General features: G+C 56.8%; 22 protein-coding genes, 1 rRNA gene, 1 pseudogene and 1 other annotated feature. Of the genes and pseudogenes, 7 read left to right on the top strand and 17 right to left on the bottom strand.

The window, feature by feature from the left end; genetic code table 11:
• Window positions 1-1,454: 1,454 nt before the first annotated feature.
• The 12 genes and pseudogenes from ACJ8IM_RS11250 to ACJ8IM_RS11305 form a co-directional block, all read right to left on the bottom strand.
• Window positions 1,455-1,976: pseudogene (locus ACJ8IM_RS11250) on the bottom strand (phage tail protein I); the annotation flags it as partial.
• Window positions 1,969-2,877, bottom strand: coding sequence for a baseplate assembly protein (locus tag ACJ8IM_RS11255; protein WP_033652967.1), 909 nt, complete (start codon window positions 2,875-2,877; stop codon window positions 1,969-1,971). The gene ACJ8IM_RS11255 and the pseudogene ACJ8IM_RS11250, both read right to left, overlap by 8 nt.
• 4 nt (window positions 2,878-2,881) lie before the next feature.
• Window positions 2,882-3,232: a GPW/gp25 family protein gene (locus ACJ8IM_RS11260; protein WP_033652968.1), complete on the bottom strand. Its 351-nt coding sequence runs from the start codon at window positions 3,230-3,232 to the stop codon at window positions 2,882-2,884.
• Complete coding sequence (locus ACJ8IM_RS11265) at window positions 3,229-3,864, bottom strand: phage baseplate assembly protein V (protein ID WP_033652969.1); 636 nt, start codon at window positions 3,862-3,864, stop codon at window positions 3,229-3,231. Before ACJ8IM_RS11265 ends, ACJ8IM_RS11260 begins: the two co-directional genes overlap by 4 nt.
• Before the next feature lie 85 nt (window positions 3,865-3,949).
• Window positions 3,950-4,414, bottom strand: a complete 465-nt coding sequence (locus ACJ8IM_RS11270; RefSeq protein ID WP_033652970.1) for a phage tail protein — start codon at window positions 4,412-4,414, stop codon at window positions 3,950-3,952.
• A 51-nt stretch (window positions 4,415-4,465) separates the two neighbouring features.
• Window positions 4,466-4,978: a lysozyme gene (locus ACJ8IM_RS11275; protein ID WP_033652971.1), complete on the bottom strand. Its 513-nt coding sequence runs from the start codon at window positions 4,976-4,978 to the stop codon at window positions 4,466-4,468.
• The gene (locus ACJ8IM_RS11280) at window positions 4,962-5,180 is read right to left on the bottom strand and encodes an HP1 family phage holin (protein WP_033641928.1); all 219 of its coding nucleotides are present in this window, start codon (window positions 5,178-5,180) and stop codon (window positions 4,962-4,964) included. Before ACJ8IM_RS11280 ends, ACJ8IM_RS11275 begins: the two co-directional genes overlap by 17 nt.
• A 3-nt stretch (window positions 5,181-5,183) precedes the next feature.
• The gene (locus tag ACJ8IM_RS11285; RefSeq protein WP_033641929.1) at window positions 5,184-5,387 is read right to left on the bottom strand and encodes a tail protein X; all 204 of its coding nucleotides are present in this window, start codon (window positions 5,385-5,387) and stop codon (window positions 5,184-5,186) included.
• A gap of 191 nt (window positions 5,388-5,578) precedes the next feature.
• Window positions 5,579-5,773 carry a hypothetical protein gene (locus tag ACJ8IM_RS11290; protein WP_033641930.1) on the bottom strand — a complete coding sequence of 65 codons (195 nt, stop codon included), beginning with the start codon at window positions 5,771-5,773 and terminating at the stop codon, window positions 5,579-5,581.
• 63 nt (window positions 5,774-5,836) lie between these two features.
• Window positions 5,837-7,933, bottom strand: coding sequence for a replication endonuclease (locus tag ACJ8IM_RS11295; RefSeq protein ID WP_080289885.1), 2,097 nt, complete (start codon window positions 7,931-7,933; stop codon window positions 5,837-5,839).
• On the bottom strand, window positions 7,917-8,138 hold the full coding sequence (locus tag ACJ8IM_RS11300) for a TraR/DksA C4-type zinc finger protein (RefSeq protein ID WP_033641931.1): 222 nt from the start codon (window positions 8,136-8,138) through the stop codon (window positions 7,917-7,919). The genes ACJ8IM_RS11295 and ACJ8IM_RS11300 overlap by 17 nt, the downstream gene beginning before the upstream one ends.
• A 78-nt stretch (window positions 8,139-8,216) precedes the next feature.
• Window positions 8,217-8,522, bottom strand: coding sequence for a hypothetical protein (locus ACJ8IM_RS11305; protein WP_033652973.1), 306 nt, complete (start codon window positions 8,520-8,522; stop codon window positions 8,217-8,219).
• 271 nt (window positions 8,523-8,793) lie between these two features.
• Between ACJ8IM_RS11305 and ACJ8IM_RS11310 the strand changes: the two genes are divergently transcribed.
• Window positions 8,794-9,660 carry a helix-turn-helix domain-containing protein gene (locus tag ACJ8IM_RS11310; RefSeq protein WP_373275241.1) on the top strand — a complete coding sequence of 289 codons (867 nt, stop codon included), beginning with the start codon at window positions 8,794-8,796 and terminating at the stop codon, window positions 9,658-9,660.
• A gap of 44 nt (window positions 9,661-9,704) precedes the next feature.
• Here ACJ8IM_RS11310 and ACJ8IM_RS11315 read toward each other — a convergent pair whose 3' ends face one another.
• Window positions 9,705-10,469 carry a DUF481 domain-containing protein gene (locus ACJ8IM_RS11315; protein WP_004932469.1) on the bottom strand — a complete coding sequence of 255 codons (765 nt, stop codon included), beginning with the start codon at window positions 10,467-10,469 and terminating at the stop codon, window positions 9,705-9,707.
• 507 nt (window positions 10,470-10,976) lie between these two features.
• Between ACJ8IM_RS11315 and ACJ8IM_RS11320 the strand changes: the two genes are divergently transcribed.
• Window positions 10,977-12,053 (top strand): 3-deoxy-7-phosphoheptulonate synthase, encoded by a 1,077-nt coding sequence (locus tag ACJ8IM_RS11320; RefSeq protein ID WP_016929016.1) that lies wholly within the window; start codon window positions 10,977-10,979, stop codon window positions 12,051-12,053.
• Between the two features lie 3 nt (window positions 12,054-12,056).
• Window positions 12,057-13,178 (top strand): bifunctional chorismate mutase/prephenate dehydrogenase, encoded by a 1,122-nt coding sequence (gene tyrA / locus ACJ8IM_RS11325; RefSeq protein ID WP_033637185.1) that lies wholly within the window; start codon window positions 12,057-12,059, stop codon window positions 13,176-13,178.
• A gap of 58 nt (window positions 13,179-13,236) precedes the next feature.
• Here the strand turns inward: tyrA and pheA are convergent, their stop codons facing one another.
• The 4 genes from pheA to bamD form a co-directional block, all read right to left on the bottom strand.
• Window positions 13,237-14,394 carry a bifunctional chorismate mutase/prephenate dehydratase gene (gene pheA, locus ACJ8IM_RS11330; protein ID WP_033637186.1) on the bottom strand — a complete coding sequence of 386 codons (1,158 nt, stop codon included), beginning with the start codon at window positions 14,392-14,394 and terminating at the stop codon, window positions 13,237-13,239.
• A 42-nt stretch (window positions 14,395-14,436) separates the two neighbouring features.
• Window positions 14,437-14,563: a sequence feature (Phe leader region), on the bottom strand.
• Complete coding sequence (locus ACJ8IM_RS11335) at window positions 14,515-14,562, bottom strand: hypothetical protein (protein ID WP_101428074.1); 48 nt, start codon at window positions 14,560-14,562, stop codon at window positions 14,515-14,517. Its footprint overlaps the feature before it by 48 nt.
• 122 nt (window positions 14,564-14,685) lie before the next feature.
• On the bottom strand, window positions 14,686-15,027 hold the full coding sequence (gene raiA / locus ACJ8IM_RS11340) for a ribosome-associated translation inhibitor RaiA (protein ID WP_004932457.1): 342 nt from the start codon (window positions 15,025-15,027) through the stop codon (window positions 14,686-14,688).
• 312 nt (window positions 15,028-15,339) lie between these two features.
• Entirely contained in the window at window positions 15,340-16,071 is a 732-nt protein-coding gene (gene bamD / locus ACJ8IM_RS11345) for an outer membrane protein assembly factor BamD (RefSeq protein WP_004932456.1), read from the bottom strand.
• Between the two features lie 131 nt (window positions 16,072-16,202).
• Here bamD and rluD point away from each other — a divergent pair, with 131 nt between their 5' ends.
• The 4 genes from rluD to ACJ8IM_RS11365 form a co-directional block, all read left to right on the top strand.
• Window positions 16,203-17,180, top strand: coding sequence for a 23S rRNA pseudouridine(1911/1915/1917) synthase RluD (gene rluD / locus ACJ8IM_RS11350; RefSeq protein WP_004932452.1), 978 nt, complete (start codon window positions 16,203-16,205; stop codon window positions 17,178-17,180).
• Window positions 17,180-17,911, top strand: coding sequence for a purine nucleoside phosphorylase YfiH (gene yfiH / locus ACJ8IM_RS11355; RefSeq protein WP_033652975.1), 732 nt, complete (start codon window positions 17,180-17,182; stop codon window positions 17,909-17,911). Before rluD ends, yfiH begins: the two co-directional genes overlap by 1 nt.
• Window positions 17,912-18,041: 130 nt before the next feature.
• On the top strand, window positions 18,042-20,615 hold the full coding sequence (gene clpB, locus ACJ8IM_RS11360; protein WP_025301647.1) for an ATP-dependent chaperone ClpB: 2,574 nt from the start codon (window positions 18,042-18,044) through the stop codon (window positions 20,613-20,615).
• A gap of 511 nt (window positions 20,616-21,126) precedes the next feature.
• A 16S ribosomal RNA gene (locus ACJ8IM_RS11365) occupies window positions 21,127-21,337 on the top strand; the annotation flags it as partial.

Raw genomic sequence — 21,337 nt, forward strand, 5'->3', positions numbered from 1 at the left:
TGTTCCTCAAACTGGCTGGCGATCGCGCAACCGCCGTAGTCGGTCACTGCGCGCAGATCGGCCAGCAGATAGTCGCTGCCGTCTTCTTTCGTCAGCGCCGCCAGGCTGCTGAGCGCGATGTCGTATGTTTTTACCTGAGGTTGGAACGACTGCGGCAGAGCGACGCCCCATTCCGTGGTGCTCGCCGCGTTTTTTTCCGGTGCTATAGACAGCTGTATTTTGCAGGAGATCGGCTGATTCTGATCGTCGACGCCACCAAAGCAAGTGCGGATTTTTGACTGGCGATTAATGCGGAACCAGATTGCCTGTTGTTCCAGCGATTGTTGCGATGCTATCTCTTTGCGAATGGTGATCATGCCTTCGGCGCTACGGCCGTAGCTTACCGGCTCACCGGAAGGGTATGACCAATCGTAGGAGATGCCGTCGGTAAACGGCGTATTGGCGCTGCGGCTCTGGCGAAAGAACTTATCCTGCGCATCAATATCGGTATATTCCATCGCGGTGAATTCAACGCTTTTCCAGGCGTTGAAATAGCGCTGATCGCCGGTGATGCTGTGCAGCAGATAGCAGGCGTCGGCAAACCACAGCTCGGCATCGGCCGCGTTGCCCATGGCGTTGTGCGGGACCGGCACATGCAGCGGACGGTTATGCTGTACCTGATTACGCTTGATTAACACGCCGCCGTGTTCGACTGGTTGGCGATTGGCGAAATTCAGCTTGTGATTGCCGCCGAGCGTGACGTCTTTTAACTGCACCGTACCGATTTGTTCAGCAGGCAGTCCTTTGATCAGGATCTCGCCGTCGGCATCGATCTGGTAACCCTGCCAATTGATGATCCAGTCCACGTCATAGCGTTTACCGTCGTTATTCCAGTCGATTTCACCGGCGGCATTGACCGCGCGCACCTGGGCGTTGACGGCATTCCAGGCCAGCGAGCCGTCGAAGGCGAAAGTAGCGATGTCGAGATATTCACCCCAGTAGGGGGCGCCGTGAGGGATCAGAGTACGGCCCTTGTTGAAAGTTAGAGGAATACCTTTGAAGCCGCTATGCGTCGGATCCCTCGTATCGACCGGCCAATTGGCGGGCACCGGCTCTTTGGCGTTGACGATCCAGTTGGCGATCCAGCGTTGAGGGCTGTCAGGGATCGGCGCACCGTCGTAAAAGTAGGTCACATAGGCGTCAAAACAGGCGATGGCCTGTTCCAAATATTTTTGTTCTCCGGTCGCCAGATACGCATGGGCATAGCCAAGGATCTGCAGAGCCTGTCCTTCGGTGGTGGCGTCATTCGGCAGCCCCGCCATGCGCGACAGCTCGCGTTCATGGCGCGAATCGGCCAAGACATGCTCGTCGTTAAGCACGAAGTGTTGTTGAGTCGAGTCCAGCGTGATGCCGGTATTGCGTTGCAAGAATTGGTAATGTCCCTCCAGCATTTGCAGGGCGAGACTGGCATAGTCGGGGTACACGGTAGTAAGCTCTCCATCATATTGACCGCTGGCGACGTTGATTGCGCCAGCGGCTTCGAGGTTCAGCGCCAGGCCTGTCAGATGGCGGCTGACCGGCTTGGCATCGGCGATCATCCGCTCCATTTCCAGATACATCTCTTCGGTGATACCGTTCTCCAACACGCCGATATCCAACGTGAAGGTGCCGGGCTCACCGTTGGTTTCCCACCACTCGCGCAGTTTGATCAGGTAACCCAACGGTTCCACCACGCGGCGAATAGCGCCGATGGTGCCCTTGTGACGGTGGATGAAGAAAGCGGCGGCTACGACGCTGCGTTTGGCATCTTCCGTCCAGGTTTCATCCCAATGATCGACCGAGAAGGCCCAGGCCAGGTACGGCAGCAGATTGACCGGACAGGTGGCTGGATCCCACAGATCGCGCAGCGGCACCGGCATGGCGGCCAGTTCGGCACAGGCGGCCGCAGCCGCGACCTCCAGCGGGGAAGAGCCGACCGGCAGCAGACGGTTACTCATCGGAGCCTCCCACCGTCAGACGATAAGAAGCACAATGCGACGCCTGGGTTTTATCCAATACGATGTCGGCCTGCGGGGTCTTCAATTCAACGCGTTGCACCCCTTCGGCATGCAGTGCGGCGTAGATTGCCGACAAGCGAATGTCACGGCCTAAACGGTGCTGGGCGCTGATGTAATTTTTCAGTTTGGCTTCGGCAGCGCGACGCACCGGTTCTGCTTCAGGGCCAGGGTAGAGGTACAGTACGGCATCGATGTTGTAGCTGATGATGTTGGCAGAGCGGACGGTGACGCGATCGGCCACCGGGCGCACATCTTCATCGTTCAACGCTTTATCGACGATCGCCACCAGTTCGGCGCTGGCGGTGCCGTCTCCTTCGCGTGACAGTACGGAAATCAGCACGTTGGCTGGACTGGGACTGATCGCGGAAACGTCGGCGACCCGACCATCGGCGGAACGGCCGTGATACTCGTAAGAGCCACTGGATCCAGCCACGCTTAAACCTTCGAATGCCTGCTGGATGCGCACACGGAAATCGCTATCCGATTCCATGACCGCCGGCAACGGCGGGATGACGCTGTCATCCGGCTGTTGCACCACCAGGCGTAGCACCTGGAAGTTTGCGCCCAGTTGGTCGAGGTCGCTGCCGCTGGCATAACCCAGCATCACTGCCTGTGCGGCTTCATTCACACGCTGGCGTAACAGCAGTTCGCGGTAAGCATTTTCTTGCAGCAGTTTGACGATCGGCTCCGATTCCAGCGTCAATGTGCGGGCGATGGCTTCACGCTGCTCTTCCGGGTAAAGGGAAATCAGCGTGGCCTTGCGATCCGCCAGCAGCGATTCGTAATCGAGAGGATCCACCACCGTCGGGGCGGGTAATAAACTCAGGTCAATGGTTGCCATGGTGTCAGCTCACTGAAATAGAAAGAGAAAAGGCATCCGGCGTATCTGTGCGGTTGCCGGTAATGTCGACCACCATTTTTCCGTCAAAGGTGGTGTTGCAACTGATGCCCGTCAGCCGAATGCGTGGTTCCCACTGCAGCATTGCGCTGTAGCAGGCCGCCATCATTTGCAATCGCAGTACGTCGTTTTGCGGCTGATCCAGCAACTCGGATAGCAACGAACCGTAGCTGCGGCGCATGACGCGTGAGCCGATAGGCGTAATCAGGATGTCGCTCACCGACTGGCGAATGTGCTCGAGATCGGCGATTGCGCGGCCGTTGCCGCGATTCATGCCAAGAAATTTCGCGTTGTTCATGCTGGTTTGTCCGTTTGGCCTCTGCCGTTTTGCACTCCACCGTGAGTGTGGGTATGCACCACAATGCCGTTAGAGCTGATGCTGCCACCGGTGTGATTGAGATCGCCGGTCATCGAGCCGCCCTGATGGATGGCGATGGTGCCGGTAGTGAGTTGCTGGGTACACTCCACTTCGGGAGCGTCCAGCGTAATTTTTCCGCTGGCGATACAGGTGATATTTGGCGCCGTCAGTGTGATCCGCTCGGCGGCTTCAATGGTGGCGCTTTTTATGCCGACGGCCTTAAGCGCCCCGGTAGCCGGCTCGTATTCGAGCACTGCACCGTCAGGAAAAGCGATATGCGCCGCCTGTGCTGAGGCCGACGGTGCGGGGTGAGCATCTGAAAATACGCCGGGCAACACGAAAGCGGTTTCAAGTTCCCCGCCAAGTGACAGCACCAAGACCTGTTCACCAATGCTGGGCGCCCACCAGCTGCGTGCGTCGCCGGCCCGTCCGGTCAGCCAGTTGAGCCAGTCGGTAAGATTGCCGCCGGTGGCTATGCGACAGCGCCCGCGTTCCAGGTCGAGCTCGCTGACGGTCCCGATCCGTATCAGGTTGCGCACTAGGCGCTGAATATCGAAGTTGTCTGTGTTCATGTCTCAAGAATGCCGCTGGATGAAAAGGGGGACAACGCGACGGCGTTTGGCTGCCGCCGGCACAACCGAAGCTGCCTGTAGGGCGCTACGGCTGACTAAATTCGCTGAGTAACTCTCCGTGCAGATAAATCTGGGTGAAGCGAACGACGTTCTCTGGTTCGGGAGGTTCAGCCAGCGGGGTGATATGCAATGCGCCGTCGCGCGGTTCCACCCGGATTCGTTCGGTAAGTTGCAGCTGCAATATCAACTGGTTGGGAGTGTCTATATCTCTTTGAAACGAAAAATCATTTTTACGCTTATCCGGATTGGCAAGAAGGTCTGGTTGGTGGCTGCGCAGCCAGGCCAGTACGGTGACCATGACCCGGTCATCGTCAGCTGACGGCACATCCAGCGCCAGATTGAGCTGATAGCGATATTCGAAGGACAGCGAGGGGGCGAGCGTTGAGACCACGCGGCCGTTAACAATGCCAAGGCGCAACCGTTCGGGGTTTTGCTGCAACAAGGGAATGGCATTGAGCAGTGCTGCACGTAGCTGTTCGGGTTTTAACATGGTGTATCTCCTGAAAAGGAAGCGGTTTGAGTGGGCGTTTATTGAAAACGGTCAGTGTGAGATGCCGTTCAGACATAGCGCACGTTCGGCCGTGCGGCGGCGCTCCAATCCTTTATTTTTGACGCCGTTGACATAAATCCAACGAGACAGTTGATCGCAAGCCGCCTGCCACTGACGGCGTTTGACAAAGGTGGCCAGCGTTGAATTGCAGGTGGCGTTGACGCCGACGTTGAAAGCGAAAGCGCTGACGGCGTCGTAAACCGGCTGCGGCATCTTGACGTCCATACAGCGCGCGATGCCGCGCTCTACGGAGCGCACATCGTCGACCAAATGGGTAGCTGCCTGGCGTTCGTTGATGACTGCACCCGGCTTCACGCCGGCGGTGTGGCCGATGCCGTTGGTCCAGACGCCGGCGCTGCATTGGTAGGGGGACAGCCGACAGCCTTCGAAATCGGCGATCAGGCGCAAACCTTGCTCAGAGGTTTTCAGCGTATTGAACTGAGGCAGCAGGGCGGCGAGCGTTAAAATAGCCGCCACGCTGCAGCGTTTAGCGAGTGAGCTCATCGTAGACTCCGCGTTTCAGGCCGTTTTTTTTTAGCGATTTCAGCAGCTGGTAGCTTTTACGCCGGTAGTACCAATTCACTGCAAAGGTACCGACGCCGACTGCGGCGCCGACCAGGATGGCAATGTCCTGTGCAGAGTGGCTCCCTAACCAGGCCAGGCAAGCCGCGACGAAATAGGCAAGGGTTGAAGTGAGTTTCTCCATCGCTTAATCCCACAATTTGACGGTTTCGCGTTGGGCCGCCGCAGGCAGGTCCGGCAATTCAACCGGTTGACCGTGCGGCAGCAGGGGCCCCAGATCGGCCAGGCCACGGTTAGCCAGATAGACTTGTTCCACCTGGCGTTGCGTGCTGCCGTAGTAGCGCCAGCAAATCGCATCAATGGTGTCACCTTGTTGTGCATAAATTTTCATCATTACCATCCTGCGATAGCGTTGGGAGAGAGGGCTGTGGCCCCGGATATCTTCAGTTTCGCGCGCGTGGGAGGGAGGGGCAACGCGAGGGGGTTGTGGATGAGATGGCACAACTGAGGAGCAAAAGTGCCGTCGGCAGAAATAAAAACCCCGCCGGCGGCGGGGGGATGAAAAACGTTTGGCTGGAGGGATTAGCAGGGGGGGTGTTCGTCAGCGGGATAAAATATTTCTTGATAATCATTGTTCGGCAGCACCTGACTGGCCAAATCGGAGATCAGCGACATGGCGATCAGAAACTCGGAGGCACTGCATTGCGCAGCCTGTGAAACATCGGCGATGAATTGGATTCGGGACAGTGTTACTTGTTGTTTATCCATAATTTCCACTGTTTTTGCCCTCTCTTGACTATACTGTGTATTTATACAGTATTAAGCAAAACGCTAAAGGCGTCAATGGTTGGGCTTATCATTTGTGCAGTAAAAATACGGCCAATCATTGATTAGCGGAAATTGTACAAGGAGGCCGTCAAAATGAATTTTGCCGCCGCGTGCGAGAACCTCCAATTGCCAGCATTGCGGTTCTATGCCAATACCTCGAAGTTTGCGGGCAATATTCAGACAATGCTGCCGCTGTGGCGGCGTCAAACGAGCCGACGGCGCGGGTGCCGGCGGCAGGTGAAGAGCGCGCGTTCCACAGTTATTGCCAGAACTCCAAGGCGTCGCGGCGGCGAGTGTTTTAGCGACGATCCGCCATTGCACGGTGCGCGTTCGGTATACCCGTTCAATTCCCAAATGCGGTGCATAAATGCCGACAACTTTTGTGACGGGCTCGTCATAAGCGTTCCGGGTTTCTGAGGCTTCGCGCGCGACCCGCACCCATTGGTGGCTGCGTGGCACATTGGCGCCGCCTTGCGCCTGTATGTAACCGGCAAAGTCGCCGGCGTCGGCAGCGGCGCGCACGGCTTCGGTGCCGGCGTCAAACTGCGGCGTCAGGTTTTGGCCGCGAATACGTCGACATTCGCGGTAGACCCCGAGACCGGGCAGGCCGAAGGGATGAAACTGAGGGATGCGCCAGGTGGCGGCCCAGGCGCTGACCGCGCGGGCGGTATCGCTCAGCGGGGCGCCGGTTTCGCGATCGAGCTCTTCCTCCAATGCATACCCATCGAGGTTTTTTGCGACATATTTGGCCAGATAGGCGGTTGCGCCACCCCGGTTGAGGTGTTTGCTCTGGAAACGATGTTGTTGGGCACCGGGTTCTGCTGCATCCTGTTGCAGCGCATAACGCTGTATGATGTCAAGCACTGCCTGACGTTGCATTTGTGGAGTGAACATCATCAGATGCCAGTGCGGCGTGCCGTCATGATGAGGCTCAACCACTCGCATACCGTAGACCTGCAGACGGCGATCCTTGAAGGCGGTTCGCATTTTCCCCCACTGGGCAACCAGATAACGTTGGCCATCCTTCGGTGTTAGGGCTTGTCCTTGCCAGCGTGTATTGAAGCGCATTTTGCCTCGTGCGCCGACATGCTGGATAGGGTGAAAGCGTGCCGGCGTCGTCAACGTGATAAACAACCCGCAGTGGCCGTTGCGAGTGGCGTAGGTTTCTATACCGGCGAGGGTATTCATCAACTCCATACGACGAATGGCGGGATTGGCGATGCTGCCGAGCACTTTATCCATAAGATCGGCGCGCTCGCCCGTGGCGACGTTTTCCAGCTCGCAACGGTGAAGATAATCGAGGTTCGATTGACGCCGAGCCTTGACATCGTGAAGGGCCTGTCTGCTGGCATAAGGTGACGTGTTGTTGCGGACGTTGCCTATCGCGATTTGCAGCGCCTCGCGCCACTGCATGCGCTGCATTTTGAGACGCCGCAGCCACCAGCGATCGTCGGTCAGGCGCGACAGCGCCGCAATCGCCCGCTCGCTGTCCAACTTGCCTTTACGATAACAGCGCCAGTGCATAGGCTGGATATTGAAGGCGCGGGCTATCGTGGCGATTTGGCGATAGAGGCGGCGCTGTATATCCGCGTGTAGCAGGATCTCGGCATTATTGCCATGCTTCGCCAGCAAGGCGTCACATTCACTCTGGTAGAGCGCAGAAAGTTGGCCCCCGATACGCCGCGCCAACTGCTCCAGCGCTTTATCGCCCAGCGCGGGCAGTGCGCTATAGCTGTCCGCTTCGCTGCCAAAGTGCAGTGATTTGCGTTGATCCAAACCGAAATTATTATTTACCTGCTGAATGCGTGGCCATATCCGCCGATGGAAAACTCGCACCAGATAATGCCAGGCTGCGTGGGCTCCCTTCTGGCTGAGCAGTTGGCGGTGGCGCTCAAGGAACGGCGTGCGCAGATAATAAGGCAGGTCATGAATGCACTGCAGTATCGCTTGCCATTGGCGCAGTTGGTCGCGATTCAGCGCCGCTTCGCGCCCTATCGCACGGCGTGGGGCATTCCATGGATAGGCGTAATCACCGTACGCTGCGTGTTGTATGGCAGAGGCGTTGCCCGGCAGATGTTCCGCCGGCCTATTTTTAACGGCGAGCGACATGACGTTGCTTGGCTTCTGATAGCTGCTGGCAGGTCACGCAGCGGCTGACGCCGGGAATCGCGATGCGTCTCGCCACAGGAATCGCCGCGTCACAATCGGCACAGCAGAACGCCGAGGGCGCTGTGGCAACCGGCCTGGCGTACGCAATTTGTTTCTCGAGCATCAATGCCTGGCGCTCTTGCGCCATATCAATAGTATCAGCCATAACATTTTCCAGTATTTAATAGGGTGAATTTGGGCCGAGCGATGCCCGGCGGGTTGCACGCCAGCTTTATTCGAAAGGTTATTTTTTTGGGGTTAACAGACAGTCTGTTTCGCTGATATAGCGCGGCAACGATTGACTGAGCGAGATGAGTTCATTGAGTGCCGCGACGATTTTCCGCCGTTCGGCATAACCCATTTCGTGAAACTTTAACCACACATAGCGTTCAGTCAGCCCGGCGTGGAAGCAAAACGTATGGCGCAGGTGCAGCGGCGCCGTGTCGTAAATTTCTTCGGCATGGTTGGTTTGCCGGGCAAACAGTGTGCGGCGGATTTCAGCAATACGCCGCAGGCCGATAGCCCGTTGCTCCTCGCTGGCTAGAAGCATGACAATCTCCTTATCTGAATCTGATGATGGATGAATACTCGCAAAAGCAAGGTTTGGTTATCCGTCGATCAAGGTCGAAAATTTGAGTAAACACGGTGTAAACAAAGTGCTTACGCAAGATCGTCGTCGCCTTACGGTATTTGCATTTTCATCAACCATGTCGCATCATCTTAACTAAAGCGATCGATATGCCGAGTGACGGCGAATTGATGTTACTTTAAATCGCATAATGCGACTTGTAAATGCAAATTTTATTTTAATCGGTGATGATATGCGTGAAGAAGCAACAAACAACAACACCTCCGTGGGAGCGGTGATTGAAAGAGTTCTTTCATCTTATGGCGTTGGCACGCAGAAGGAATTGAGTGAAATCCTCGGGATAGCGCCGAATAACATCAGTAGTTGGCAACAACGGGGGAGTGTTCCCGGATACGTCATCATCAACTGCGCGTTAACCACGGGGGCAGACTTGGCCTGGCTGATGACCGGCGAACTTGTAAAATCAAAAAGTAATCGCAAGCCTGCGTCACCTGCGCAAGGTAAAGCGCTTTACGATCGCGTTTTGGCTTCCGGCGGGAAAGGGGTATTGCGCCGCATTTTGGATGCTTACGGTTTCAATCTGCAAAAAGAGTTGGGTGACCTGCTGGGTATATCTTCAGGCACGATGAGCACCTGGGTCCGCCGCAACTACTTCCCCGGCGATATCGTGGTGACCTGTGCTCTGGATACAGACGTCTCGCTGCTGTGGTTGGCGACGGGACAGGGGGAAATGTGGGGTGATGCCGCACCGGCGGTACCGGTTCCCGGAGGGCGCACGATACCGAAATATCGCCTGCTCGCCGGGCAGTTGAAAGAGGTGGGGCAGTGGTCGGCAGACTGTTCTTTGATTCCTGACGGCGTGGCTCAGCCGGCTTATGTTGATGGCGGGCGCGTATCCTGGCTGGTGGATCTGGCCGTTACGCATATCGCCAATGGCCGCTGGCTGGTGGACATAGACGGTAACCTGGACGTTTACGATATAGCGCGTTTACCGGGTAACCAAGTGCGGGTCAGCGGCGGCAACGTCGACTTTCAATGTTCTCCGGATGCGTTGAAAGCGCTTGGTATGGTCTGGTTAACGTTGACGCCGCAGGCATAAAAAAGCCCATCTATGATGGGCTTCGAGAGATTCTGGAAGGGAGATTACAGGCCGTAGACCAGCGTGACCGAGGTGGTGGTGTCGGTGTTCTTCGGTGCCGAGGCCGGCGGTTTGCTGTTGTAGGTCACGGTGTAGGCTACGCGCAGTGAGAAGCGATCGTTGATCGCCACGTTCAACGCGCTTTCCGAGTTCAGCGTGGTTTCCTCGTTCGCCAGCGCGGAAACGCCCTGAATGAACTTGGTGTTGTCGGTCAGCTGATAGGAATAGTTGGCCGCACCGTAGGCCAGCCCTTTGGTCGAGCGGCCGCCGCCGTGGTATTCGTCATGGCGCACGCCGGGACCGAATTCCACCCGCAGGTCGCTGAGCGGCCCGTTGAGGAGTTGACGGCCGTAGCCGCCCGTCAGCGTGGAGCGTGAATCGTAACCGTTGAAACGGTCGCTCAGCCAGCTGGCTTGGCCGAACAGGTAGTTGCGGTCGGTCAGGTTATAGCGCGTACGGCCACCGGCCTGGTATTTTTCGGAGGAGCGCACGTTGGAGGAGGTGGTGTTGTTGGCCGCCCCCCACAGGCTGTACGCCGCGTCGCTGTTGAACCAGGTCATGTTGGTGTTGGCCAGCAGGGTGGAACTCTGCGAGTTGCCTGACTGGGCGTTGTAGCCCGCCTGCACGTTGCCTTCAAACGGTTTCTTGGCGGTGGCCGGATCGTCCATCGCGGTGAAAAGCGTATTGTCGGCGAGAGCTGAAACACTGGTGAAAGTCGTTAAGCAGCAAATATACAGCGGAAAAGCGCGACGAGCGCGAGAAGAGAGCATTTTGGATCCAGTTGTTAAGGGTGGTTATTGTTGATGACGGTCACATTATATCGGTTCATTTCGGCGACAAAAATAGCCGCCATTAGCTTAAGTTTTTAATTTTTATTCCTTATTTATTCGCTTTTCTTCTACTGAAATTCATCGCTTTCAGCAGCGCTTCGTGCTGAGTCTGGCGGATGCCTGTCTCAGCCCATTCGTTGGCGCTGAGGTGGGGGGCGCGTCTTCCTTGTAAAATCAAATGTACATTTATGTTTACGATTTCCGTCTATTGCCAGGCAAGCGGGTAGAGAGGCGCTGGCAATCCTTTTGTTTGTATATCTTATTAAATTTATTGCGTTTATTGTATTTATTAAAGTGCATTTTCCAATGGTTTTTCTTAGGGGTAATTACGGTAATTTTTTATTTACGGAAATTGGATTGAAAACTTTACATTGCGTGATAAGGTAGAGCCCTGAAACGCTCAAGGTTCCACTTCAACGCATAACGCCAAACGACAGGAATAGCATCATGCAAAAAGACGCGCTCAATAACGTACACATCAGTGCAGAACAGGTTCTCATCACGCCGGAGGAGCTGAAGAACCAGTTCCCGCTCAGCGCCGACGACGAAAATGAAATCGCCACCGCGCGCAACACCATCGCCAACATTTTGCAGGGGCGCGATCATCGCCTGTTGGTAGTGTGCGGACCTTGTTCGATCCACGATCCGGATGCGGCGCTTGACTACGCCCGTCGTTTGAAAACCCTGGCGGCTGACTTGAGCGATCAGCTGTATATCGTTATGCGCGTCTATTTTGAAAAACCCAGAACCACTGTCGGCTGGAAAGGTTTGATCAACGATCCGTACATGGACGGTTCGTTTGACGTTGAAGCAGGCTTGCATATCGCGCGTCGCCTGTTGCTGGATCTGGTGGGCATGGGCTTGCCGTTGGCTACCGAAGCATTAGATCCGAACAGCCCGCAGTACCTGGGGGACTTGTTCAGCTGGTCGGCGATCGGTGCGCGCACCACCGAGTCGCAGACCCACCGCGAAATGGCTTCCGGCCTGTCGATGCCGGTCGGCTTCAAAAACGGCACCGACGGCAGTCTGGGCACCGCCATCAACGCCATGCGCGCCGCCGCCATGCCGCACCGTTTCGTCGGCATCAACCAGGCGGGCCAGGTTTGCCTGCTGCAGACCCAGGGCAACCCGGACGGGCATGTGATCCTGCGCGGCGGTAAAACCCCGAACTACAGCGCCGAGCACGTTGCGGCCTGTGAAAAACAGATGCTCGAGGCGGGACTCCATCCGTCCTTGATGATAGATTGCAGCCATGGCAACTCGAATAAAGACTATCGCCGTCAGCCGGCGGTGGCCGAGTCCGTGGTGGAGCAGATTAAGGCGGGCAACCGTTCGATCACCGGCATCATGCTGGAGAGCCATCTGCATGAGGGCAACCAGTCTTCCGAGCAGCCGCGTGCAGACATGCGTTACGGTGTGTCCGTCACCGACGCCTGCATCAACTGGGAAAGCACGGAAACGCTGCTGCGTCATATGCATCAGGAACTCGGCGCTGCGCTGACGGCACGCACGGGAGAAAAGTAAGTTATGGTGGCAGAACTGACCGCGTTGCGCGATCAAATTGACGAGGTGGACAAAGCGCTGCTGGATCTGCTGGCGAAACGCCTGCATCTGGTAGCGGAAGTCGGCGAGGTGAAAAGCCGCCACGGTTTACCGGTTTATGTGCCGGAGCGCGAAGCGGCGATGCTGGCCTCGCGCCGTCAAGAGGCGGAAAACCTCGGGGTGCCGCCGGATTTGATCGAGGATGTCTTGCGCCGCGTGATGCGCGAATCGTACGTCAGCGAGAACGATAAAGGCTTTAAAACCCTGTGCCCGCAGCTGCGGCCGATCGTCATCATTGGCGGCAACGGCCAGATGGGCCGGCTGTTCAACCGGCTGCTGACGTTGTCGGGTTATCAGGTCAGGGTATTGGATCAGGAAGATTGGCCGCAGGCGGAACAGCTGTTGGCAGACGCCGGCATGGTGATCGTCAGCGTGCCGATCCATGTGACCGAACAGGTGATAAGCCGCCTGCCGCCGTTGCCCGACGACTGTATTTTGGTGGATTTGGCGTCGGTGAAGAACCGTCCGCTGCATGCGATGCTGGCGGTGCACAGTGGCCCGGTGGTGGGGTTGCACCCGATGTTCGGCCCGGACGTGGGCAGCGTGGCGAAGCAGGTCGTGGTTTACTGCGACGGCCGCCGGCCAGAGGCTTACCAGTGGTTGCTTGAACAGCTGCAGGTGTGGGGGGCGCGGCTGCACCGCATCAGTGCGGTCGAACACGATCAGAACATGGCGTTTATTCAGGCGCTGCGGCACTTTGCCACCTTCGCCTACGGGTTGCATCTGGCGGAAGAGAACGTGCAACTGGAGCAGTTGCTGGCGCTCTCTTCGCCGATCTACCGGCTGGAGCTGGCGATGGTTGGCCGCCTGTTTGCGCAGGATCCGCAGCTGTACGCCGACATTATCATGTCGTCGGAGGAAAACGTGGCGTTGATCAAACGCTACTACCAGCGCTTCGGCGAGGCGATCAAGCTGTTGGAGCACGGCGACAAACAGGCGTTTATCGATAGCTTCCGCAAGGTGGAGCACTGGTTTGGCGATTACGCCCAGCGCTTCCTGGTGGAAAGCCGCACGCTGTTACGGCAGGCTAACGACAGCCGGCAGTAAAATACCGGCGGTAAATAAAAATGAAGGGTTCGGCTTGGCCGAACCTTTTTTTATCGCGTCAGGATGGGTTGACCGGCACCACGGTGTCGCTGGGATAACAGCCCAGCACCTTCAGCGAGCGGGTGATGGGCGCCAGATCGCGCAGCGCTTTTTGCATTGCGTCGGCACGCAGGTTGGCCTGCACATCGATGTAAAACATCTCTTCCCACGGATTGCCGTTGATCGGGCGTGACTCCAGTTTGGTCATGATGATGCCGTTGTCGCGCAATACCAGCAGCGCTTCGACCAGCGCGCCGGATTGCTGGCCGGTCGCCATGATCAGCGTGGTTTTGGCCGGCACCTGTTCGGAGACGTCGATCGCTTTACGCGCCAGGACGATAAAGCGGGTGATGTTCTGCTGTTGATTGGCGAGGTTGTGTTCCAGCACTTGCAGCCCGTACAGCGCGCCGCCGGCCTCGCTGCCCAGCGCCGCCACCTTCGGCGAATTCAACTTGGCGACTTTCTCCATTGCGGCGGCCGTGCTTTCGGTGTATTCGATTTTCCAGTGCGGGAATCGATTCAGGAACTGGCTGCACTGCTGGAACGGCTGCGGGTGGCTGTAGACGGTTTCAATCTGGCTCAAATCGCTGTCGCCGGCCACCAGAACACAGTGGTTGATCGGGTTGGTCAGTTCGCCGACGATCGACAGACTGGTGTGTTGCAGCAGGTCGTACACCTCATTAATCGAGCCGGAGCTGGTGTTCTCGATCGGCAGAATGGCGTAGTCCGCCTGGCCGGTTTCCACCTGGGCGAAGATATCCTGAAACTTCTGGCAGCCACATTCGATCAACCGATCGAAATGGCGGGCGGCGTATTGGCGCGCCGCCAGATGTGAATAAGAGCCTTTCGGGCCGAGAAAGGCGATGCGGGCGGAGTGTTGGCTGACGGGATTGAGCTGGTGCTGCAGCAGCGCCTGCTGGGTCAGGACGGAGTCTTCAATGATCAGTTGGAACAGGCGGGTGACGTAGAAACCGTCCAGGTCGTAAGGCTTGGCGGCGGCGATCAGCGCATCCAGCAGATCGCGCTCGCGCTCTTTGTCGCGGATCGGACGGTGAGAGTGCAGTTTGGTCTTGCCGACTTCGATCGCCAGTTCACGGCGTTCCGCCAGCAGGGCCAACAGTTTCAAATCCAGTGCGCTGATGCGCTCGCGCAGCACCAATAACGGGTTGTCAGTCATAATCAGCTTCCGCCTTCAGTTCTTATTCGTTGTATAACAGCCATAAAAAAGGCCTCCTGTTTCCAGGAGGCCTTGTTGTTCGTCTTCGCATTCTTTCTCACACGACGAAACGCCTCCCAGTCAGGGGAAGGTAAAAAAGAATGCGAAGAAAAACGGTGTGCGTGGCATGGTCTACCTAAGGTTAATGCGAACAGGTTTTAAAGTAACCGCTGGCTTTTACCCCGTCAACAAAAATACCCGACAAAAAACGCGCCCTCGGGCGCGTTTGATGCGGCAACCGCAGTCGGACGGTTATTCCTGTTCCTGCGTCACTTCCGGCACGATGTCTTTCACGCTGGCATTGCAGCGGCGCGCTTCGCCTTTGTGCTGCACCTTGTTCAGCTGGCGCTCCAGCTTGGCGATCAGCTCGTTAACGGCGGTATACATGTCATCATGTTTGGCGCTGGCGACCAGCGGGCCGTTCGGCGTGGTAATGGTAGCGTCGGCGACAAACCCCTGCGGTTCTTTGGATAAGACGATATGCGGGTTTATCAGCTGGGTCTGCCATTTTTCCAGTTTGGTGAGACGGTCTTCGACGTGATTGCGGATTGCGGGAGTGATATCCATTTGTTTGCTGGTAATGTTCAATGTCATATAACTTACCTCTCTGTCTTTCCGTCTTGGTGAACCCAGCATACCCCGCTTTTTGTTTAAATGCGTGATGTAAATCACGATTTTTTGTCACTTTTTGCAAAGTTAGTTCAATCTGTGATTCAGCATTTGAATTGGTTATCTAATGCTTGAGAGTTGCCGCCGGATGGCGCATTATCGATGAGTTGACCGGTGAGGAGCGCTAGCTAACACCGTGTTTTTACTTGTGTATTCTTCCAGTGAAAACCAGGTCCACGCCAATGAAAACGGCAGCCGAGGCTGCCGTTTTGTTTTTTTGCCGTTGCCGACGCGCGTTTATTGCGGGTTGGCGGCGATCACTTTGGCCACTTTGTCAGCCTGGCCGTTCAGCTGCAGTTGCTTGTAGGCATTTTCCATCAGCGGCAACACGTCGTGCGTCGCTTTGGTATCCGGGAATTCACGCAACATCTGCTCGGCGCGATTAACGACCGCGACGTAAGCACCGCGTTTAGTGTAGTATTCCGCCACCGAAAGCTCATACTTGGCCAAGCGGTCTTTCAGATACACCAAACGCTTGTTGGCGTCGGTCGCGTATTGGCTGTTCGGGTATTGCTGAATCAACTGGCTGAAGTCGCGGAACGCAGCGCGAGCGTGCTGAGGATCGCGGTCCGAACGGTCAACCCCGAAGAAGCCCTGCAGCGCGCTGTCATCGAGCGCCATGTCGGTCAGACCGCGCATGTACATCACGTAATCGATGTTCGGGTGCGTCGGGTTCAGGCGCATGAAGCGATCGATGGATGCCTGCGCCATCGGCAAGTCGGCGGCCTTATAGTAGGCGTAAATCAAATCCAGCTGGACCTGCTGGGAATACGGCCCGAAAGGATAGCGGTTATCTAACGCTTCGAGTTGCGTAATCGCGCCCTTGAAGTTACCGTCCTGCAGCTTTTGCTGCGCGGTGGCATAGATTTCCGAAGGTGGGTTGTCGGGAACCGCATCCTTGGATGTGGAGCAACCTGCCAGCGCCAGGCTCAACGTGGCTGCCGCCACCAGATATTTCATACGCGTCATGACGTTTTGATTATCCTCAGGGTGTTATTCCGGGAGACTGTCCGTTAAGCTCCCGACAAAGACCAGGTACAATAGCACATTATATTAAACGGCATCGCCGTGAAAACCCAACGTTAACGAAGAAGCTGCATATGGCACAACAAGTACAACTCACCGCAACGGTGGCCGAATCTCAACTCGGACAACGTTTAGATCAGGCTTTGGCCGAATTGTTCCCTGATTATTCACGATCTCGCATAAAAGAGTGGATCCTGGGCGATCGGGTGAAGGTCAATGGCAAAACGTCAAACAAACCGAAAGAGAAGGTGCTGGGCGGAGAGACGGTCGCCATCGATGCACAGATAGAAGAAGAGGCGCGTTGGGAGCCGCAGGATATCGCGTTGGATATCGTCTATGAAGACAGCGACATCCTGGTGATCAACAAGCCGCGCGATTTGGTGGTGCACCCTGGCGCCGGTAACCCGGACGGCACGGTGCTCAATGCGCTGCTGCATCACTACCCGGAAATCGCCGACGTGCCGCGCGCCGGCATCGTGCACCGTCTGGATAAAGACACCACCGGCCTGATGGTGGTGGCGAAAACCGTGCCGGCGCAAACCCGGCTGGTGGAAGCGCTGCAGGCGCGTGAAATCACCCGCGAATACGAAGCGGTGGCGATTGGCACCATGACCGCCGGCGGCACGGTAGAAGAGCCCATAGCGCGCCATTCCACCAAGCGTACCCACATGGCGGTGCATCCGATGGGTAAACCGGCGGTGACGCACTACCGCATCATGGAACACTTCCGCGCACACACCCGTCTGCGTCTGCGCCTGGAAACCGGCCGTACTCACCAGATCCGCGTGCACATGGCTTACATCAGCCATCCGCTGGTGGGCGATCCGCTGTACGGCGGCCGTCCACGTCCGCCGAAGGGGGCTTCGGAAGCCTTCATCAACACGCTGCGCGGTTTTGACCGCCAGGCGCTGCACGCCACCATGCTGCGTTTGTACCATCCGATCAGCGGCATCCAGATGGAGTGGCATGCGCCGCTGCCGCAGGACATGGTCGATCTGATTAACGCGCTGAAGGCGGATACCGAAGAATTCAAAGATCAGATGGACTGGTAATGAACTCGCTCATTCTGCCCGACTGGCCATTGCCTCCCGGCGTTAAGGCCTGCAGCACCACGCGCGGCGGCGGCGTCAGCCTGCCGCCTTATGACTCGCTGAACCTCGGCGCCCACGTCGGTGACGAGGAGCAAGCGGTGAAGCGCAATCGGGAACGGTTGGTTACCGTCGCCGGCTTGCCGCAGATGCCGGTGTGGCTCGAGCAGATACATGGCACCCGTGTGGTGACGTTGGCGGGGCAAGCGCCTGCCGATCTGCGGGCGGATGCGGTTTACAGCAACGTGCCGGGGCCGGTGTGTGCCGTGATGACGGCGGATTGTCTGCCGGTGCTGTTCTGTTCGCAGCACGGCGATGAAGTGGCCGCCGCTCACGCCGGCTGGCGTGGGTTATGCCATGGCGTGCTGGAGCAAACCGTGGCGGCGTTCAGCGCCGCGCCGAGCCAGATCAGCGCCTGGCTGGGGCCGGCGATCGGCCCGCAGCAGTTTGAGGTCGGGCCGGAGGTGCGCGCTGCCTTTATCGCGGAAGACGCCGAAGCCGCGTTGGCATTTACGCAGCACGGCGATAAGTTTTTGGCTAATATCTACTTGCTGGCTCGCCAACGTTTGTTGCGGGCAGGCGTGCAGGCCATCTACGGCGGCGACCGCTGCACGGTTAACGAAAAGAGTCATTTTTTCTCCTATCGACGCGATGGAATAACCGGACGTATGGCAAGTTTAATCTGGCTGATATAACCTATTGAATTAGGACGATCCAACGACGCATGGCGTTGTACCGAAAATTTAGCGTCGAGATAACCTTGAAAATTTGAGGGATGACCTCATTTAATCTCCAGTAGCAATTTCGACCCATCTTGGAGGTGTTATGCGTCTGGATCGTCTTACCAACAAATTCCAGCTTGCCCTCGCCGATGCCCAGTCACTAGCCCTTGGGCACGACAACCAGTTTATTGAACCGCTACATCTGATGAGCGCCCTGCTCAATCAGGAAGGGGGCACGGTTCGTCCACTATTAACTTCCGCAGGTATCGATGCCGGGCGCGTGCGCACCGAGATCGAACAGGCGCTGTCCCGTTTGCCGCAGGTAGAAGGTACCGGTGGCGACGTTCAACCGTCCCACGAGTTGGTGCGCGTCCTTAACCTGTGCGACAAGCTGGCGCAGAAGCGCGCGGACAAATTCATTTCTTCCGAGCTGTTTGTGCTGGCGGTGCTGGAAGACCGCGGCTCGTTGACCGACTTGTTGAAAGCGGCCGGCGCAACGGCCGACAAAATCAGCAAAGCCATTGAACAGATGAGAGGCGGTGACAGCGTGGAAGACCAAGGCGCCGAAGACCAGCGGCAAGCATTGAAGAAATACACGATCGATCTGACCGAACGCGCCGAGCAGGGCAAACTTGACCCGGTGATCGGCCGTGACGAAGAGATCCGTCGCACCATTCAGGTGCTGCAACGCCGTACCAAAAACAACCCGGTGCTGATCGGCGAACCTGGCGTGGGTAAAACCGCCATCGTCGAAGGCCTGGCGCAGCGCATCATCAACGGCGAAGTGCCCGAAGGGCTGAAGCACAAGCGCGTATTGTCCCTCGATATGGGCGCTTTGATCGCCGGCGCCAAATACCGCGGCGAGTTTGAAGAGCGCCTGAAAGGCGTGCTCAACGATCTGGCCAAGCAGGAAGGCAGCGTTATCCTGTTTATCGACGAACTGCACACCATGGTCGGCGCCGGTAAGGCTGATGGTGCGATGGATGCGGGCAACATGCTCAAGCCGGCGCTGGCGCGCGGCGAACTGCACTGCGTCGGTGCCACAACGCTGGATGAGTACCGCCAATATATAGAGAAAGACGCGGCGCTCGAACGTCGTTTCCAGAAAGTGTATGTGGCGGAGCCGAGCGTGGAAGACACCATCGCTATCCTGCGCGGCCTGAAAGAGCGTTACGAATTGCACCACCACGTGCAGATCACCGACCCAGCCATCGTGGCGGCGGCGACGCTTTCTCACCGTTATATCGCCGATCGTCAATTGCCGGACAAGGCTATCGACCTGATCGACGAAGCGGCATCCAGCATTCGCATGCAGATGGATTCCAAGCCGGAGTCGCTCGACAGGCTTGAACGCCGCATCATTCAGTTGAAGCTGGAACAGCAGGCGCTGAATAAAGAGTCTGACGACGCCAGCAAGAAACGCCTGGATATGCTCAGCGATGAGCTGGGGCAGAAAGAGCGCGAATATTCGGAGCTGGAAGAAGAGTGGAAAGCGGAAAAAGCCTCGCTCTCCGGCACCCAGAACATCAAGGCTGAACTCGAGCAGGCCAAAATCACCCTGGAGCAGGCGCGCCGCGTCGGCGATCTGGGGCGGATGTCAGAACTGCAATACGGCAAAATCCCTGAGCTGGAGAAACAGCTCGCTGCCGCCACGCAGGCCGAAGGCAAGAGCATGAAACTGCTGCGCAATCGGGTGACCGATGCGGAGATTGCCGAAGTGCTGGCGCGTGCCACCGGGATCCCGGTGGCCAGAATGCTGGAAGGGGAGCGTGACAAACTGCTGCGCCTCGAGCAAGAGCTGCATTCGCGGGTTATCGGCCAGGACGAAGCGGTCAGCGCGGTTTCTAATGCTATCCGCCGCAGCCGCGCCGGGTTGTCCGATCCTAACCGGCCGATCGGTTCGTTCCTGTTCCTCGGCCCGACCGGGGTGGGGAAAACCGAGCTCTGCAAGGCACTGGCTTCGTTCCTGTTCGACAGTGATGACGCCATGGTGCGTATCGACATGTCCGAATTTATGGAGAAACACTCCGTTTCGCGTCTGGTCGGCGCGCCTCCGGGTTATGTCGGCTATGAAGAGGGCGGCTACCTGACGGAAGCCGTGCGCCGCCGGCCTTATTCGGTGATTCTGCTGGATGAAGTCGAGAAAGCGCACCCGGACGTATTCAATATTCTGTTGCAGGTGTTGGATGATGGCCGACTGACCGATGGTCAAGGCCGCACCGTCGATTTCCGCAATACCGTGGTGATCATGACTTCCAACCTGGGCTCCGATCTGATCCAGGAGCACTTCGGTCAGATGAACTACGCGCAGATGAAAGAGTCGGTGATGGAGATGGTGAGTCACCACTTCCGTCCTGAGTTCATCAACCGTATCGACGAAGTGGTGGTGTTCCATCCGCTGGGCGAGAAACACATTGCTGCAATCGCCAAAATTCAGCTGTCTCGCCTGTACAAGCGTTTGGAAGAGCGCGGTTACGAAGTGACCATGACCGAACCGGCTCTGGCTTTGTTGAGCAAAACCGGTTACGACCCTGTGTATGGTGCGCGTCCGTTGAAACGCGCGATTCAGCAGGAGATCGAGAACCCGCTGGCGCAGCAAATCCTGTCCGGCAAGCTGATTCCCGGCAAGCTGGTGACGCTGGATGTGGAAAACGACCATATCGTTGCACGCCAATAACGGCAACTAAGCGTCATGAAGATGAAAGGGAGCGGGTGACCGCTCCCTTTTCTTTATCTTCATTTGTCTCTATTTACAGGGTTTGCCGCTATTGCTGCGCTAAAACCGGTGTTTTTTGACTAATAAACATCCTAAAAAGGCATTTTGGGCGATTATTTGAGCGCTTGAAAAGTTTTTTGCATTTAGGGGTTGCGGCCTGCCGAGAACTCCCTATAATGCGCCTCCACTGACCGGGAACAACGACTGACAAGCCGCCGGGTCAGCGAGAAGACAGCGAAATAAACGCTTGACTCTCCGGGCTAAAAGCGTAATATACGCAGCCCGCGCCGATGAGTTTCTCGGCACTGCTCTTTAACAATTTATCAGACAATCTGTGTGGGCACTCCACAAGACGATATCCAGCATCTTCGGATGCAAAAAAATATCAAGTCTTGAAGAGTGACTAACTGAAGTAAAATTCATGCAGTAAATCTTTGAGCATCGCTTCTCGAGTGGAAGCACATCAAGCTTTTAATTGAAGAGTTTGATCATGGCTCAGATTGAACGCTGGCGGCAGGCTTAACACATGCAAGTCGAGCGGTAGCACAAGAGAGCTTGCTCTCTGGGTGACGAGCGGCGGACGGGTGAGTAATGTCTGGGAAACTGCCTGATGGAGGGGGATAACTACTGGAAACGGTAGCTAATACCGCATAACGTCGCAAGACCAAAGAGGGGGACCTTCG

This window comes from Serratia sp. CY33525 (assembly GCF_052169115.1).
Lineage (GTDB): Bacteria > Pseudomonadota > Gammaproteobacteria > Enterobacterales > Enterobacteriaceae > Serratia > Serratia sarumanii.